This window comes from Limnohabitans sp. Jir72, assembly GCF_003063575.1.
Taxonomy (GTDB): Bacteria; Pseudomonadota; Gammaproteobacteria; order Burkholderiales; family Burkholderiaceae_C; genus Limnohabitans_A.
The window spans coordinates 85,732-100,332 of record NZ_NESC01000010.1 but is presented as its reverse complement, the minus strand read 5'-3'; the positions used below and the strand labels follow the sequence as shown (position 1 = coordinate 100,332).

The following is a 14,601-nucleotide window of genomic DNA, read 5'->3' as shown; positions in this document are numbered from 1 at the left end:
GAAATTCGCCAAAAACAGGCCCACAAGCTGAACCATCCATTAAGCTTCGGACATGAAACTGCTGCTTGCCGAAGACGATGCGATGCTGGCCGATGCCCTGACCACCCAGTTGGGCGGCGCCGGTTTTGAGGTGGAGCACGCGCCCAACGGGGCCGTGGCCGACTATTTGCTGCACAAGCAGCGCTTTGACATTGCCGTGCTCGACATCGGCCTGCCCATGCTGGACGGCCTGTCGGTGCTCAAGCATGTGCGCCAATCGCAACCGGCACTGCCCGTGCTGTTGCTGACCGCACGCGATGCGCTGGACGACCGCGTGGCCGGCTTGCAAGCCGGGGCCGACGACTACGTGACCAAACCCTTTGACTTTCCTGAACTGCTGGCCCGGCTGCAGGCCTTGCTGCGGCGCAGCCAGCCCAGCAGTGTTTCAGCATTGTTTGGTCGGCTGCTGCTGGACCACGCCTCACACCGCGCTTTGGTCGCGGGCGTGCCGCTGGAGCTGAGTGGCCGCGAATGGACGCTGCTGGAGTTGTTGGTCAGCCAGCGTGACAAAGTGGTCACCAAAGAACAGATCACCCAAACCTGGAACGCCGATGGCGGCGAAGTCGGTGGCGGCAATTCGATCGAGGTCTACATCCACCGCCTGCGCCGCAAACTGGAAGACGCCGGGCTGGCCATCCGCACCGTGCGCGGCCTGGGTTACCTGATGGAAGCCACGAGCCCATGACACACGCAGGTGGAGCGCCCGCTACCCCACCCGGCCAGGCCGGGGTCTCGCTGGCGCGGCAGTTGCTGCTGTGGGTGCTGGTGCCGCAGCTGGTGCTGTGGATGGCCGGGGGCGTGGCCACCTACAAATTCGCGGCGGGCTATGCCAACCAAGCGATCGATGCCAGCTTGCTGCAAGCCAGCCGCTCCTTGGCGCGCCAGCTCAAGCCCATTGGCAACGGTCTGCTGATCGACTTTCCGCGTGCCGCACAGGACGTGCTGGAGGCCGACCCGGCCGACAAACTGCTCTACATGGTCAGCGCCCCACCGGGGCAATTCATTTTGGGCAACCAGTCCTTGCCTGCGCCGGTCTTGCCTGGCGAGGACGATGCGCCCACAGAACCCGCGTTGAACCAGCCGTATTTCTACGACGGCGTCATGCCCATGCATGAGCGCAGCACACGACAGGCGCCGTCGGGCCAGCCTCTGCGTCTGGTGGCCTTGTACCTGCGCTTTGGCGAAGACGCAGCGGCACCACAGACCATGCTGGTGCAGGTGGCGCGCAGCAGCGCCAACCGCGAAGAGCTGGCGCAACGCATCTTGGTGGACATGTTGCTGCCCATGTCTTGCCTGGTGCTGCTGATGACGGTGATCGTGTGGCTGGGCATCCGTGCTGGCCTGTCGCCGCTGGCGCGTTTGCGCCAACAAGTCGAAGGCCGCGCCCCCACCGACTTGGCCCCGCTGCAACTGGCCTCGGCCCCGCGCGAGCTGTGGTCGCTGGCCACCGCCATCAACACCTTGCTGGCCGCAGTGCAAAACACCGTGGCCACGCAAAAGCGTTTCATTGGCGATGCGGCGCACCAATTGCGCACACCGCTGGCGGGCCTGAAAAGCCAGACCGAGATCGCGCTGCAATCGACCAGCGACCCCGAGCTGCGCGCCCGCCTGCAGCGCGTGCACGACAGCGCCACACGCAGCGCCCACCTGGTCAACCAACTGCTGACTTTGGCGCGTGCCGAACCCGAATCGGTCATGGCGCAAGACCGCCAACACTTTGACCTGCAGCGCCTGGCACAGGCCCTGACCGCCGAATGGGTGCCACGCGCCTTGAAAGCCCAGATCGATCTGGGCATGGACGAGCACAGCACACAGCCGGTGTGGGTCCACGCCAATGCATTGCTGATCCGCGAAGCGCTGAGCAACCTGATCGACAACGCCCTGCACTACGCGGGCACAGGCAGCCAGGTCACGGTGCGCGTCTTGCCCGCGCCCATGACGCAGCAAAACCTGAACCGGCCCATGGCTTTGCTCGAAGTCATCGACAACGGCCCCGGCATCCCGGCGGGCGATCAAGCCCGGGTGTTCGAGCGCTTTGTGCGCGCCACCGATGCAGGCAACGGCTGCGGCCTGGGCCTGGCCATCGTCCAAGAAATCGTGGAACGCCATGAGGGCCAGGTGACACTGAACGACGCCCCCCCGCATGGCCTGTGCGTGCGCGTGGTCCTGCCCATGGCCGCCCCGCCATGAACATGCGCAGCGCATTCAACTTGAAACCCATGGGTAACTTTCAACCCCTTGCCAAGCCCGTCTGACCGATACCCTTGCCGCCAACACACACATGGCCCACATGAACCCCACCACTCCAGCCAACGCCCCTCGCCTTTTGGGCGACATCGGCGGCACCAATGCCCGCTTTGCCTTGGTGCATGGCGATGGCACGCCCATCACCCACGAAGTCACCCTGCCCACCGGTCAGTACCCGGATCTGGCCGCCGCCGCACACGCCTACTTGCAACAGGTCGGTCTAGCCACCGTGCGCGAGGCCTGCATCGCGATCGCCAACCCCATCGATGGGGATGTGCTGAAGATGACCAACAACCACTGGCAGTTCTCGATCGAGGCCACACGCCAACAACTGGGCCTGGACAGCCTGCTCATGCTCAACGACTGGGAGGCCATGGCCATGGCTGCCCCAGCACTGCAAGGCGCGGATCTGGAACAGATCGGTGCGGGCGAAGCGGTGCCGGATGCGCCCAAGGGCCTGATCGGGCCGGGCACAGGGCTGGGTGTGTCGTCTCTCGTGCGATCGCGCCGAGGCGATTGGGTGCCGATTGCAGGCGAAGGCGGGCACGTGAGCCTGTCGCCCACTTGCGAGCGCGAAGCCGACATCCTGCGCGTGCTGTGGCGCACGCATTCTCATGTGTCAGCCGAACGCGCCATTTCGGGCATGGGCCTGGAGAACCTGTACCGCGCCATTTGCGAACTGAACGGCACCGAGGCCGAGCCCTTGGTGGCCGCGCAAGTGACCGAACGCGCCCTGACAGCCCAAGATGTGGCCTGCGAAGAAGCGCTGGAGCGCATGTGCCGCCTGCTGGGCCATGCGGCCGCCAACCTGGCCGTGACGCTGGGGGCACGCGGCGGCATCTACATCGGTGGCGGTGTGATCGGCCGCTTGGGGGACTACTTTGCGCGATCGGGTTTTCGCGCCGCCTTTGAAGCCAAGGGCCGCTTTGAAAACTACATGAAGCGCATCCCCACCTATGTGATCCGCGCCGAGCAACCCGCCCTGATCGGTTGCGCCATGGGCCTGGGCATACAGCCTGGCCGCAGGTGAGATCGACACGTCGGGCCTGAAGGTACCGACCTACGGGGCGGTCTTTGTAGGGCGGCGGCTTCAGCCCCGACATGGGGCTTGTGCTCGAGAAATGATGTCGGAGCCTCAGCTGCAACAAGCCATTAGCAACTCACACCACCAAAGGCGCTTCCTGCATTTGCTCGATCTGTTCTTGCAGCATTTGCACTTGGCCGCGCCAGTAGTCGGGCGTGCCGAACCACGGGAAGTTGACCGGAAAAATCGGGTCTTCCCAACGCCGAGCCAGCCAAGCGCTGTAATGGATCAGGCGCAAGGTGCGCAGCGGCTCGATCAGGTGCAGCTCTGAGCGGTCCAAGTCGCGCACCTGCTCATAGCCATCGACCAGGGCCGACAACTGCGCCGTGCGCTGGCGGCGATCACCGGACAACAGCATCCAGAGGTCTTGCACCGCAGGCCCCATGCGGGCATCGTCCAAATCCACAAAGTGCGGGCCGCCGCCGGGCAAGTTGGTCGGTGTCCACAGGATGTTGCCGGGGTGGCAGTCGCCGTGCAGACGTATCAGCCGTCGATCGGCCGCGCCTTGCGCCATCTTGTCCTGAATGATGGCCACGGCCTGCGCCAGCGTGGTCTGCCATTCGCGCTCGACTTCAAGCGGGATCATCTGGTGGGTTTGGAGCCACTGGGCGGGCTCCAGCGCAAAGGTCTGCACGTCCAGCGTGGGGCGGTGCGCAAAGGGCTTGGCCGCACCCACGGTGTGGATGCGGGCCAGAAAACGGCCGATCCACTCCAGCACGTCAAAGTCGTCCAACTCGGGCGTTCGGCCACCGCGCAAGGGGCTGACCGAAAAGTCGAACCCGGCGCTGTGGTGCAAGGTCTGTCCACCGATGGTCAAAGGCGCCACCATCGGCACCTCGCCCGCCACCAGCTCGGCCGCAAAATCGTGCTCTTCATGAATCTGTTCGCGGCTCCAGCGCCCCGGGCGGTAGAACTTGAGCACCACGGCCTTGTGGCCTTGCTCGGCTTCGTCCAAGTGCACGCGGTACACGCGATTCTCATAAGAGCTCAGCGCCAGCAATCGACCATCGGGCCACATGCCCAACTCGGACAGGGCGTCCATCACCCGGTCGGGGGTGAGTTCGGCATAAGGGTGTTGCGCGGCGGTTGTATCGGTCATGCATCGATTGTGAGGCAGTGCCCATGCCTGCAGGCAACGTGCCTCAACGAACACTGACATTCGTCACAATGAAACATGCCCTGAATGGGTGAAAATTCCAACATGCGACCTCAACCACGCCGTCTTCACCGCATCATCCAGCAAGGCCTGATTTATTCATTGCTGTTGGCCGTGGCCATTTTGGGTTTGGGCGGCGTGGGTTTCTGGCTGATCGACCCCAACATCAAAACACTGCCTGACGGTCTGTGGCTGGCCTTCACCACCGCGGCCACCGTGGGCTTTGGTGACGTGGTGCCGTCCACCCATGCCTCGCGTGCCTTCTCGGTGATCGTGGTGCTGCTGGGGCTGGCGGTGTTGTCGCTGGTCACCGCCTCGTTGTCGGCTGTCTTTGTCGAAAAAGAGGTCGAAGCCGAAGAGCGGCAAATTGAAAAAGACCTGATGCGTGAAATCCGTCACCTGCGCCATGAGGTGGCGGATCTGCGACACGACATCCAAGCCCTGTCTTCACCCGACCGGGCAGGCGATCACTGACCGGTAAAGCGAGCGGGTCTTTTCTCAACAAAGGAACGCACGCCCTCGGCCGCGTCCTGGCTGTTGGACAGCGTTTTTTGCACCGACAGAAAATCGTGCATGGCCACCAAAGGCCCATGCTCCACCGCCTTGAGCACGTTTTGCCGCGTGGCCACCACGGCCAGCGGCGCTTGCGCTGCAATTTGGCTTGCAATGCGCATGGCCTCGGCCAGCAAACTCGCCGCAGGGACCACCTTTTGCACAAAGTTCAGGCGCAGGGCTTCGGCGCTGTCGAACACATCGGCCGTGAGCAAATGCAAAAGCGCATTGCCCATGCCCGCCCGCTCGGCCATGCGCAGCGTGGCGCCGCCTGTGGCCATGATGCCGCGCTGCACTTCCAGCTGAGAAAACCGGCAGTCATCGGCCGCCACCACGATGTCGGCGGCCAGCATGAGTTCAATGCCCAGTGTGTAGGTGATGCCCTGCACCGCCGCCACCATGGGTTTGACACGGCGACGATACCCCTCCATGCCCAGGTTCAGGGGGTCCACCAAGCCCAGCGGCACCGACTTTTCGCCGCGCTGCATCAGCGGTGCGATGGTGGGCAAATCCAGCCCGGCGGTGAAATGGTCCCCCGCCGCGCACAGCACGCCCACACGCAGGGCGGGCTCGTCATCCAGCCGGGTGTAGGCCTCGCCCAACTCGCGGAACATCTTGGGTGTGAAGCCGTTGCGCTTGGCGGGGCGGTTGATGCTGATTTGAAGGACCGCACCGTGCACGGTGCAGTCGATCTGGCCTTCGGGGTGGGGGGTGGTGCTCATGGCCCCATATTAGGCGGCGTTGAGAAGCGGCAGATTCACGCAAGTGACAAAGCGCGTCGCGTCGTGTAGGAGCCCACCCCTGTGGGCGATGGTGAAATCGCGCTTGGCATGCCATCGCCCACGGGGTGGGCTCCTACATGGCAGGCCATTGCCTGTCACCAAGACTTCAGTACTTGTAAACGCCCTGCCCGGTCTTGCGGCCCAGGCGGCCTGCGGCGACCATTTCTTTCAGGAGTGGGCACGGGCGGTATTTGCTGTCGCCGAACTCCTTGAGGTAGACCTCCATCACGGCCAGGCACACGTCCAGGCCGATCATGTCGGCCAGCGCCAGCGGGCCGATCGGCTGGTTGCAGCCGAGCTTCATGCCCGCGTCGATGTCTTCGGCTGTGGCCAGGCCTTCGGACAGTACAAACAGAGCCTCGTTGATCATGGGCACCAAGATGCGGTTGACCACAAAGCCGGGGGCGTTCTTGACCGTGATCGGGGTCTTGCCCAAGGCCGTGGCCAGGGCGTGCACCGCGTCGTGCGTCGCATCACTGGTCTGCAAGCCGCGGATGATCTCCACCAGCGCCATCATGGGCACGGGATTGAAGAAGTGCATGCCAATGAAGCGGTCGGCGCGCTGCGTGGCGGCGGCCAGTTGTGTGATCGAGATCGACGAGGTGTTGGACGCGATGATGATTTCAGGCGCCAACATGCCATCCAACTGCTTGAGGATCTTGACCTTGAGGTCTTGGTTCTCGGTGGCGGCTTCGATGACCAACTGCGTGGCCTTGAGGTCTTCATACGAGGTACTGCCCGTGATGAGTGACAGCGCCTTGGCCTTGTCTGCTTCGCTGATTTTTTCTTTCTTGACCAGACGGTCCAGGCTGCCCGAGACAGTGGCAATGCCTTTGGCCACGGCGGCTTCCGAGATATCGACCATCACCACCGGGATGCCCGACACCGCGCACGCCTGTGCGATGCCATTGCCCATGGTGCCTGCGCCAATGATGCCTACGGTCTGGATGCTCATGTTCAATCCTTGAAAGTGTGTGATGGAAATAAAACAACGATCTTAGCGGTTGGATGGTGCCGGATTGCTGACACGCATCCTTGTGGGTTCAGCTCCTGAAGCGCTTGCGGGTCAAAGCCAGCGCGATCCAGAACGCCACCACCGCAAACACCGCCAGCACCAGCACATGGCGCAGAGCTTGGTCTGGCCAGCGGTCCAAAAACAGCGGGCGCACCAGGTCTACGGCCACCGACAGCGGCAGCCATTCGGCGATGGCTCGGACGATGGGCGGCAGCTGATCACGCGGAAAAAAGATGCCCGAGAGGAACATCATGGGCGTGAGGAAAAGGGTGAAGTAGTAAGTGAAGAAGTCGTAGCCTTTGGCCAGCGCGTTGAAGATCAGCGCCATGCAACTGAAGGTGATGCCCACACCCAACAGCACGGGCCAGGCCACCAGCAGCTTCCAGCTGTGGCTGATGCCCAAGGCCATCATCACGCCCAAAATGGCCGTGACGGTGAACAGCGACTTGAACGCTGCCCACAGCATTTCGGCCAGCACCACGTCGTCCAGGCGCACCGGGGCGTTCATGATGCCGTCCCAGGTTTTTTGCACATGCATGCGCGAGAACGCCGAGTACAGCGCCTCAAAGGTCGCCGCATTCATGGCGCTCATGCAGATGCTGCCGCTGGCCAGAAACAGGATGTAGGGCACCTTCTCGCCGCCCAGCTCGATCTGCCCGACCAGCGAGCCCAAGCCGTAGCCAAAGGCCACCAGCCACATCAGAGGCTCAGCAATGTTGCCCACCAAGCTGGGGATGGCGAGTTTTTTCCAGACCAGCCAATTGCGCTGGAACACGGGCCACCAGCGCATGGACAGGCGCGGCGCGGCCCAGATGTTGTTTTGAATTTGGCTCATGATCAGCCTTCCTCTCGGATCTGGCGTCCGGTCAATTTCAGGAACAGATCTTCCAGGTTGGAAGGTCGGTGCAGCGTGCGCAGCGTGGGCCAGGCTTGCTGGGCCGCCATCAGAGCGCGGCTGTCTTGGGTGTAGAAGAACACCGTTTCGCCGCTGACCTCGACCCGCCCAGCCAGAGCCTTCAAGCTGGCCTCTTGCGCCAACGCCACCGCACCTTGGCCAAACACCTCGACCACTTCGGGCTCCAAGTGCTCAGCAATCAAATCTCGGGGCTTGCCTTCGGCGATTTTGCGGCCTTGGTCCAGCACCAACAGGCGACTGCACAGGCGCTCGGCCTCGTCCATGAAGTGGGTGGTCAGCAAAATGGATTTGCCTTCTTGCAACAGCACCTGCAGGCGCTCCCACATGAGGTGTCGCGCCTGCGGGTCCAGGCCCGTGGTGGGCTCGTCCAGCATCAAAAGCTGCGGGTGGTTGATGAGGGCTCGCGACAAACTCAAGCGCCGCTTCATGCCGCCCGACAACTCGCCCGGTTTGGCCTTGGCTTTGTGGCTGAGGGCGCCGAATTCGAGCAACTGGGGAATGCGCTCGCGGATCACGGCATCGGGCAGGCCAAAGTAGCGGCCAAAGACCAGCAGGTTTTCTGCCGCTGTGAAGTCCGGGTCCAGCGTGTCCATCTGCGCCACCACGCCCAAGCGGGCTTTGATGGCCAGGGCGTCACGCGGCATTTGCAAACCGTCGAAATAACGGATTTCACCGCCATCGGGCTGCGACAGGCCCAAGCACATGCGCAGCGTGGTGGTTTTGCCCGCGCCGTTGGGGCCGATCACGCCCAGACATTCACCGGGCTCGATGTGAAAAGACAGGTCGTTGACCACCGTGGTGTCGCCATAGCGTTTGACCAGGTGTTCGACCGAAAGCAAAGGGGAGTTCATGCCCGGATTGTGCCCTGCCCCCGGGCGGTATTTGTAGGTCGGCGGCTTCAGCCCCGACATGAACCTGCGCCACAGCGGACATTGTCGGACCTGAAGGTACCGACCTACGAGGGCGGTATTTGTAGGTCGGCGGCTTTAGCCCCGACATGAACCTGCGCCACAGCGGACATTGTCGGACCTGAGGGTACCGACCTACGGGGATATCTGTAGGTCGGCGGCTTCAGCCCCGACATGGACCTACGCCAAAGCCAGCTGGGCTGCCCGATAAAATCAAGCCCTTCTTCTGAAACGCCCCAGCGGCCCCCACATGTCCAGTTCCTTTTCTGACCGCTTGGCGGTCCTCCCGCAATACCTGATCCCCAAACAAGCCTTGACCGCCTTTGCGGGCTGGGTGGCGGGCAGCCAGTGGGGCGGCGTCACCACGGGCATCATCGACCGCTTTGTGCGCCGCTACAACGTCAACATGAGCGAAGCGGCCAACCCGGACACGGCGAGCTATAAGAGCTTTAACGAGTTTTTTACCCGCCCGCTCAAGGCCAGCGCACGCCCTTTAGCCGCTGCGGCCTATGTGAGCCCAGTGGACGGGGCCATCAGCCAATGCGGCCCGATTGCGGGCGATCAGGTCTTCCAAGCCAAGGGCCACAGCTACAGCACACGCGCCCTGGTGGGCGGCGACGCCGCATTGGCCGCGCAGTTTCAGGACGGTGAATTTGCCACGCTCTACCTGAGCCCCCGCGACTACCACCGCATCCACATGCCTTGCGCGGGGCGACTCACGCGCATGATCTACGTGCCGGGCGATTTGTTTTCAGTGAACCCAACCACCGCACGCGGCGTGCCTGGCCTTTTTGCCCGCAACGAGCGGGTGGTCTGCGTTTTTGAAGGCGAGCACGGCCCCTTTGTGATAGTGCTGGTGGGCGCCACCATTGTGGGCAGCATGGCCACCGTGTGGCACGGGGTGGTCAACCCGCCACGCCCCGGCAAGGTGCGCGAGTGGACCTACGAAATGGGCAACATCGCCTTGGCCCAAGGCGAAGAGATGGGCCGCTTTTTACTGGGCTCCACCGTGGTCATGCTGTTCCCCCAAGGCGTGATGCAGTTCAACAAGGACTGGATGCCCACCCGGCCCATTTGCATGGGCGAGACGATGGGAACCTTGAATCAATTGGGATCTGACCCCAATTGATTTTGAGCACGATTTATTTTCGTCACCCCGCGCGCGATGTGAGGTCCATGCAGGTCAAGCCCATGGATGCCGGATCAAGTCCGGCATGACACAGATCAGATCTCGATCTTAGAGCCCAACTCGACCACGGCGTTGGTCGGCAGGTTCAGGAACTCGGCCGCAGCACTGGCGTTATGGTGCATCTGGGCAAAGAGCTTTTCGCGCCAAGTGGCCATACCGCCGCCAATGGTGGAGATCACGATATCGCGGGACAAAAAGTAGCTGGTCATCATGGGGTCCATCTTGCAACCGAGGCCGTCGAGCTTGGCCAAGGCGGTTGGCAAGTCTGGATCGTCCTTGAAACCGTAGTTGACGGTCACTTGCCAGCATTCGTGGCCCAAGGGCAAGACGTCGAGTCGCTGGGCCAGATCGATGCGCGGCACCTCGTGGCTGCGCACGGTCACGAACAGATTTTGCGCATGCAAAACCTTGTTGTGCTTGAGGTTGTGCAACAACGCATTGGGCACGGTGCCCTGCTCGGACGTCATGAAAACTGCGGTGCCAGGCACTCGCAACGGCGGGGCCACAAACACAGCATCCAGAAAGTCCTGAAGACTCAAGGCATCCTGACGCAAAGCCTGACCCAGCAAACGACGACCTTCATGCCAAGTCGACAAAATGACATAAAACCCCATGGCCATGAGCAAGGGGAACCAACCGCCCTGAAAAATCTTCAAGGAGTTGGAGGCAAAGAACACCAGATCGATGACAAAGAAAAAGCCCGTGGCCAGCAAAGCCACTGGCAAGGGGTACGACCAACCATAACGCAAAACAAAGAACGTCAGTGCGGTGGTGATGATCATCACCAAACTCACCGAAATGCCATAAGCCGCCGCCAGCGCTGTGGACGAGCCAAACAAGGTCACGGCCAAAATCACGCCGGCCAGCAAGGTCCAGTTCACAGCGGGAATGTAGATTTGACCCGTATCACTTTCAGAGGTGTGCAAGATGCGAAGGCGCGGCAGATAACCCAACTGGATGGTTTGCTTGGTGGCCGAAAATGCACCCGATATCAGGGCTTGCGATGCAATGACCGTTGCCATCGTGGCCAACACCACCATGGTCAACATGGCCCACTCTGGGGCCAATAAGTAAAAGGGGTTCTCAACGGCCTTCGGATTCTTCAGGACCAAAGCCCCTTGTCCGAAATAGTTCAGCACCAGTGAAGGCATGACCAAGCCAAACCAGGCCAGCTGGATCGGTTTTTTGCCAAAGTGCCCCATGTCAGCGTACAAGGCCTCCGCCCCCGTCAAACACAGAAACACCGCGCCCAACACGATGAAGGCAATGTAGCCATGGTGCAGTGCGAAAGTGAAGGCATAGTAAGGCGACAGCGCCATCAAGACGGAAGGGTTGTCCATCACATGAACCAATCCCAAAGCGCCAATGGCCAAAAACCAGACCACTGTCACCGGTCCGAAGAATTTACCAATGTGCTGTGTGCCACGGCGCTGAACCATGAACAACAAGACCAGCACAAAAAGGGAAATCGGCACCACATAAGGCTTGGCATAGGGGGTCATGATTTCCAGACCTTCCACAGCAGACAACACCGAAATGGCCGGGGTGATGATGCCATCACCAAAGAACAGTGCCACGCCAAAAACACCGATCATGAGCAAGGCGGAACGCGTGCGGGGTCGGTCCTTGACCGAGCTGGAGGCCAAGGCCAGCAAAGCCATCAAGCCCCCTTCACCGTGGTTGTCTGCCCGCATGATCAACGAGACATATTTGAGGGAAACGATCAGCGTCAAAGCCCAGAAAAACAAGGAAAGCACACCCAAGATGTTTTCTGGCGTCACCGGCACATGGCCGCTGGCAAAAACTTCCTTGAAGGCATACAGCACGCTGGTGCCGATGTCGCCGTAAACCACGCCAATGGCGCCCAGAGTCAGGGTGGCGAGCGAAGATTTTGTAGAAGACACAAAGAGTGGCCTGACCGCAAGTCAGGCTTTGAAACTTGAAGTTCGCTATTTTGCGCCCGTTCAAGCGGGCATGTCACCGGTTTTGGCGACAATTTGTTGCAGTGCAGCAACTTCAGTCGTAGACCTCGGCCTCGGGATCGGTCGCTTCCAGCTCATAGCTGGCCGCCAGCATGGCCAGTCGGCCAATCACGCCGTACATGTAAAAGCGGTTGGGCACGCTGGCACCGGGTTTGATGCCTGGCTGGGGCAGGTGCGGGGTGTCGGCAAAGGCCAAAGGCACAAAGCTGGCACCCGGGGCGTTCAGGTTTTCGTCCACGCCGCGTTCGGCGTGCACGCGGTAAAACCCCCCCACCACGTAGCGGTCCATCATGTAAACCACCGGTTCGGCCACGGCGTCGTTGATGCGCTCGTTGGTCAACACACCTTCCTGGATGATCACATCGTTGACGGTTTGGCCGTCCTTGATGACGTTCATCTTGTTGCGGGTCTTGCGGTTGAGTTGGTCCAGATCGGCCATATCGCGCACCGTCATGATGCCCATGCCATAGGTGCCGTTGTCTGCCTTGACGACCACAAAGGGCTTTTCGTTGATGCCGTATTCCTTGTATTTGCGCTTGATCTTGGTCAGCAGCGCGTCCACGTTGCTGCGCAGGCATTCCATGCCCGTGCCTTCGGCAAAGTTCACGTCGCCGCACTGGCTGAACATGGGGTTGATCAGCCATGGGTCGATGCCCAGCAGCTTGCCAAAGCGCTTGGCCACCTCTTCGTAGCTCTGAAAGTGCTTGGTCTTGCGGCGCACGCTCCAGCCCGCATGCAGGGGCGGCAGCAAAAATTGCTCGTGCAATTCTTCGAGGATGCCCGGGGCTCCGGCCGACAGGTCGTTGTTGAGCAAGATGGTGCAGGGGTCAAAGTCCTTGAGGCCCAAGCGGTGCTTGCTGCGCACCACCGGCTCCAGGGTGATGCTTTCACCATTGGGCAGCTCAATGGTGGTGGCTTCCTTGATCTCGGGGTTGATCGAGCCCACCCGCACGTTCAGGCCCGCCATGTGGAAGATGCGCTGCAGTTGCAACACATTGGTCAGGTAGAAGGTATTGCGCGTGTGGTTTTCGGGAATGATCAGCAGGTTTTTGGCCTCGGGGCAGATCTTTTCGATGGCCGCCTGCGCCGCCTGCACCGCCAAAGGCAGCATTTCGGGCGTCAGGTTGTTCCAGCCGCCGGGGTAGAGGTTGGTGTCGACCGGCGCGAGCTTGAAGCCCGCGTTGCGGATGTCCACCGAGGTGTAGAACGGTGGCGTGTGCTCCATCCACTCCAGGCGGAACCAGCGTTCGATAGCAGGCATCGAGTCGAGGATGCGCTGCTCGAGCTCATTGATGGGGCCATTGAGGGCGGTGACGAGATGGGGAACCATGGGTTGGCCTTCGGTGAACGGAAACTGAGAAATGATATGGGGCCGGTGGGTGCCAATACAAGCACCTACCGGACATGGTCGCAAAAACTGCGTGCGCTCAGGTACGGACTTCGCCTTCGCCCAGCACCACGTACTTGAGCGAGGTCAGGCCTTCAATGCCCACCGGACCCCGCGCGTGGAATTTGTCGGTGCTGATGCCGATCTCGGCACCCAGACCGTACTCAAAACCATCGGCAAAGCGGGTGCTGGCGTTGACCATCACGCTGGACGAGTCGACCTCGCGCAAAAAGCGCTGGGCGTGCATGTGATCACGCGTCAGGATGGCTTCAGTGTGGTGGCTGCTGTAGTGGTTGATGTGGGCAATCGCCTCGTCCAAACCATCCACCACCTTGACGCTGATGATGGGCGCCAGGTACTCCTCGGACCAATCTTGCTCCGTGGCGTCTTGCAGCTGGGCACCGCTGACCTGACGCAGAATGGCTTTGGCCTTCGGGCAGCAACGCATCTCGACGCCTTTGGCGGCATAAATGGCGCCAATCTTGGGCAGGAACTCGGCCGCCACGCCCTTGGCCACCAGCAAACTCTCACTGGCGTTGCACGGGCTGTACTTTTGGGTTTTGGCGTTGTCGGCCACCCGAACGGCCATGTCGATGTCGCAGGGGTCGTCCACATAGGTGTGGCAATTGCCATCCAAGTGCTTGATGACAGGGACCTTGGCCTCGGCGCTGATGCGCTCGATCAAGCCTTTGCCGCCACGCGGAATGATCACGTCCACAAACTGGGGCATGGTGATCAACTGGCCCACGGCGGCGCGGTCGGTGGTTTGCACCAATTGCACCGCATCCACAGGCAAGTCGCTCTCGACCAAAGCTTGTTGTACCAGCTTGGCCAAAGCCTTGTTCGATTCAATCGCCTCTGAGCCACCACGCAGGATGCAAGCGTTGCCGCTCTTGATCGACAGGCTGGCAGCCTCAATGGTGACATTGGGGCGGCTCTCGAAAATCATGCCAAACACGCCAATGGGCACACGCATCTGGCCCACACGGATGCCGCTGGGCTGCTGCTTCATGCCCAAAATTTCGCCGATCACATCGGGCATGACCGCCAGCTGCTCGCAGCCTTGGGCACAGGTTTCCAGGACTTTGGGGGTGAGTTTCAGGCGATCCACCATGGGCTCGGACAGGCCATTGGCCTGGGCGCGGGCCAAATCCTTGGCGTTGTCCTGCTGCAAGGCTTGGGTGTTCTCGCGCAGCAAAGCCGCCAGTCGGCGCAGGGCCTGGTTTTTGACGGCAGCCGAGGCCTTGGCCATCAGGGCCGAGGCTTTTTTGGCCTGTTGCCCGAGGGTTTGGACGTGTTCAACGGTGTTCATGGGGCCCATTTTCGCAGATGCCAAGGGGATAG

13 protein-coding genes are annotated in these 14,601 nt (G+C 61.4%); 5 read left to right on the top strand and 8 right to left on the bottom strand.

What is annotated here, in order from left to right:
• Positions 1-52: 52 nt before the first annotated feature.
• From B9Z52_RS14345 to B9Z52_RS14335, 3 genes are all read left to right on the top strand, one after another.
• Positions 53-724, top strand: a complete 672-nt coding sequence (locus tag B9Z52_RS14345) for a response regulator transcription factor (RefSeq protein ID WP_108414533.1) — start codon at positions 53-55, stop codon at positions 722-724.
• Positions 721-2,229, top strand: a complete 1,509-nt coding sequence (locus B9Z52_RS14340; RefSeq protein WP_108414532.1) for a sensor histidine kinase — start codon at positions 721-723, stop codon at positions 2,227-2,229. Before B9Z52_RS14345 ends, B9Z52_RS14340 begins: the two co-directional genes overlap by 4 nt.
• 100 nt (positions 2,230-2,329) lie before the next feature.
• Positions 2,330-3,316, top strand: a complete 987-nt coding sequence (locus B9Z52_RS14335; protein WP_108414569.1) for a glucokinase — start codon at positions 2,330-2,332, stop codon at positions 3,314-3,316.
• A gap of 130 nt (positions 3,317-3,446) precedes the next feature.
• Here B9Z52_RS14335 and B9Z52_RS14330 read toward each other — a convergent pair whose 3' ends face one another.
• On the bottom strand, positions 3,447-4,469 hold the full coding sequence (locus B9Z52_RS14330) for a serine/threonine protein kinase (protein ID WP_108414568.1): 1,023 nt from the start codon (positions 4,467-4,469) through the stop codon (positions 3,447-3,449).
• Positions 4,470-4,571: 102 nt separating this feature from the next.
• Here B9Z52_RS14330 and B9Z52_RS14325 point away from each other — a divergent pair, with 102 nt between their 5' ends.
• Entirely contained in the window at positions 4,572-5,000 is a 429-nt protein-coding gene (locus B9Z52_RS14325; RefSeq protein WP_108414567.1) for a potassium channel family protein, read from the top strand.
• Here B9Z52_RS14325 and B9Z52_RS14320 read toward each other — a convergent pair.
• The 4 genes from B9Z52_RS14320 to B9Z52_RS14305 form a co-directional block, all read right to left on the bottom strand.
• Entirely contained in the window at positions 4,994-5,800 is an 807-nt protein-coding gene (locus B9Z52_RS14320) for a crotonase/enoyl-CoA hydratase family protein (protein ID WP_108414531.1), read from the bottom strand. The two genes, B9Z52_RS14325 and B9Z52_RS14320, sit on opposite strands and share 7 nt — an antisense overlap.
• 166 nt (positions 5,801-5,966) lie before the next feature.
• Positions 5,967-6,815 (bottom strand): 3-hydroxybutyryl-CoA dehydrogenase, encoded by an 849-nt coding sequence (locus B9Z52_RS14315; RefSeq protein WP_108414530.1) that lies wholly within the window; start codon positions 6,813-6,815, stop codon positions 5,967-5,969.
• 88 nt (positions 6,816-6,903) lie between these two features.
• Positions 6,904-7,710 carry an ABC transporter permease gene (locus B9Z52_RS14310; RefSeq protein ID WP_108414529.1) on the bottom strand — a complete coding sequence of 269 codons (807 nt, stop codon included), beginning with the start codon at positions 7,708-7,710 and terminating at the stop codon, positions 6,904-6,906.
• Positions 7,711-7,712: 2 nt separating this feature from the next.
• On the bottom strand, positions 7,713-8,642 hold the full coding sequence (locus B9Z52_RS14305; protein WP_108414566.1) for an ATP-binding cassette domain-containing protein: 930 nt from the start codon (positions 8,640-8,642) through the stop codon (positions 7,713-7,715).
• A 307-nt stretch (positions 8,643-8,949) separates the two neighbouring features.
• On the opposite strand from B9Z52_RS14305, the gene asd reads away from it, so the two are divergent.
• Positions 8,950-9,828, top strand: a complete 879-nt coding sequence (gene asd / locus B9Z52_RS14300) for an archaetidylserine decarboxylase (RefSeq protein ID WP_108414528.1) — start codon at positions 8,950-8,952, stop codon at positions 9,826-9,828.
• 95 nt (positions 9,829-9,923) lie between these two features.
• Here asd and B9Z52_RS14295 read toward each other — a convergent pair whose 3' ends face one another.
• The 3 genes from B9Z52_RS14295 to B9Z52_RS14285 form a co-directional block, all read right to left on the bottom strand.
• On the bottom strand, positions 9,924-11,792 hold the full coding sequence (locus B9Z52_RS14295; RefSeq protein ID WP_108414527.1) for a potassium transporter Kup: 1,869 nt from the start codon (positions 11,790-11,792) through the stop codon (positions 9,924-9,926).
• Positions 11,793-11,904: 112 nt separating this feature from the next.
• A complete protein-coding gene (gene gshA / locus B9Z52_RS14290; protein WP_108414526.1) occupies positions 11,905-13,200 on the bottom strand; it encodes a glutamate--cysteine ligase in 1,296 nt (431 codons plus the stop codon).
• Between the two features lie 97 nt (positions 13,201-13,297).
• Positions 13,298-14,578 (bottom strand): glutamate-5-semialdehyde dehydrogenase, encoded by a 1,281-nt coding sequence (locus B9Z52_RS14285; RefSeq protein ID WP_108414525.1) that lies wholly within the window; start codon positions 14,576-14,578, stop codon positions 13,298-13,300.
• Between the last annotated feature and the right edge of the window lie 23 nt (positions 14,579-14,601).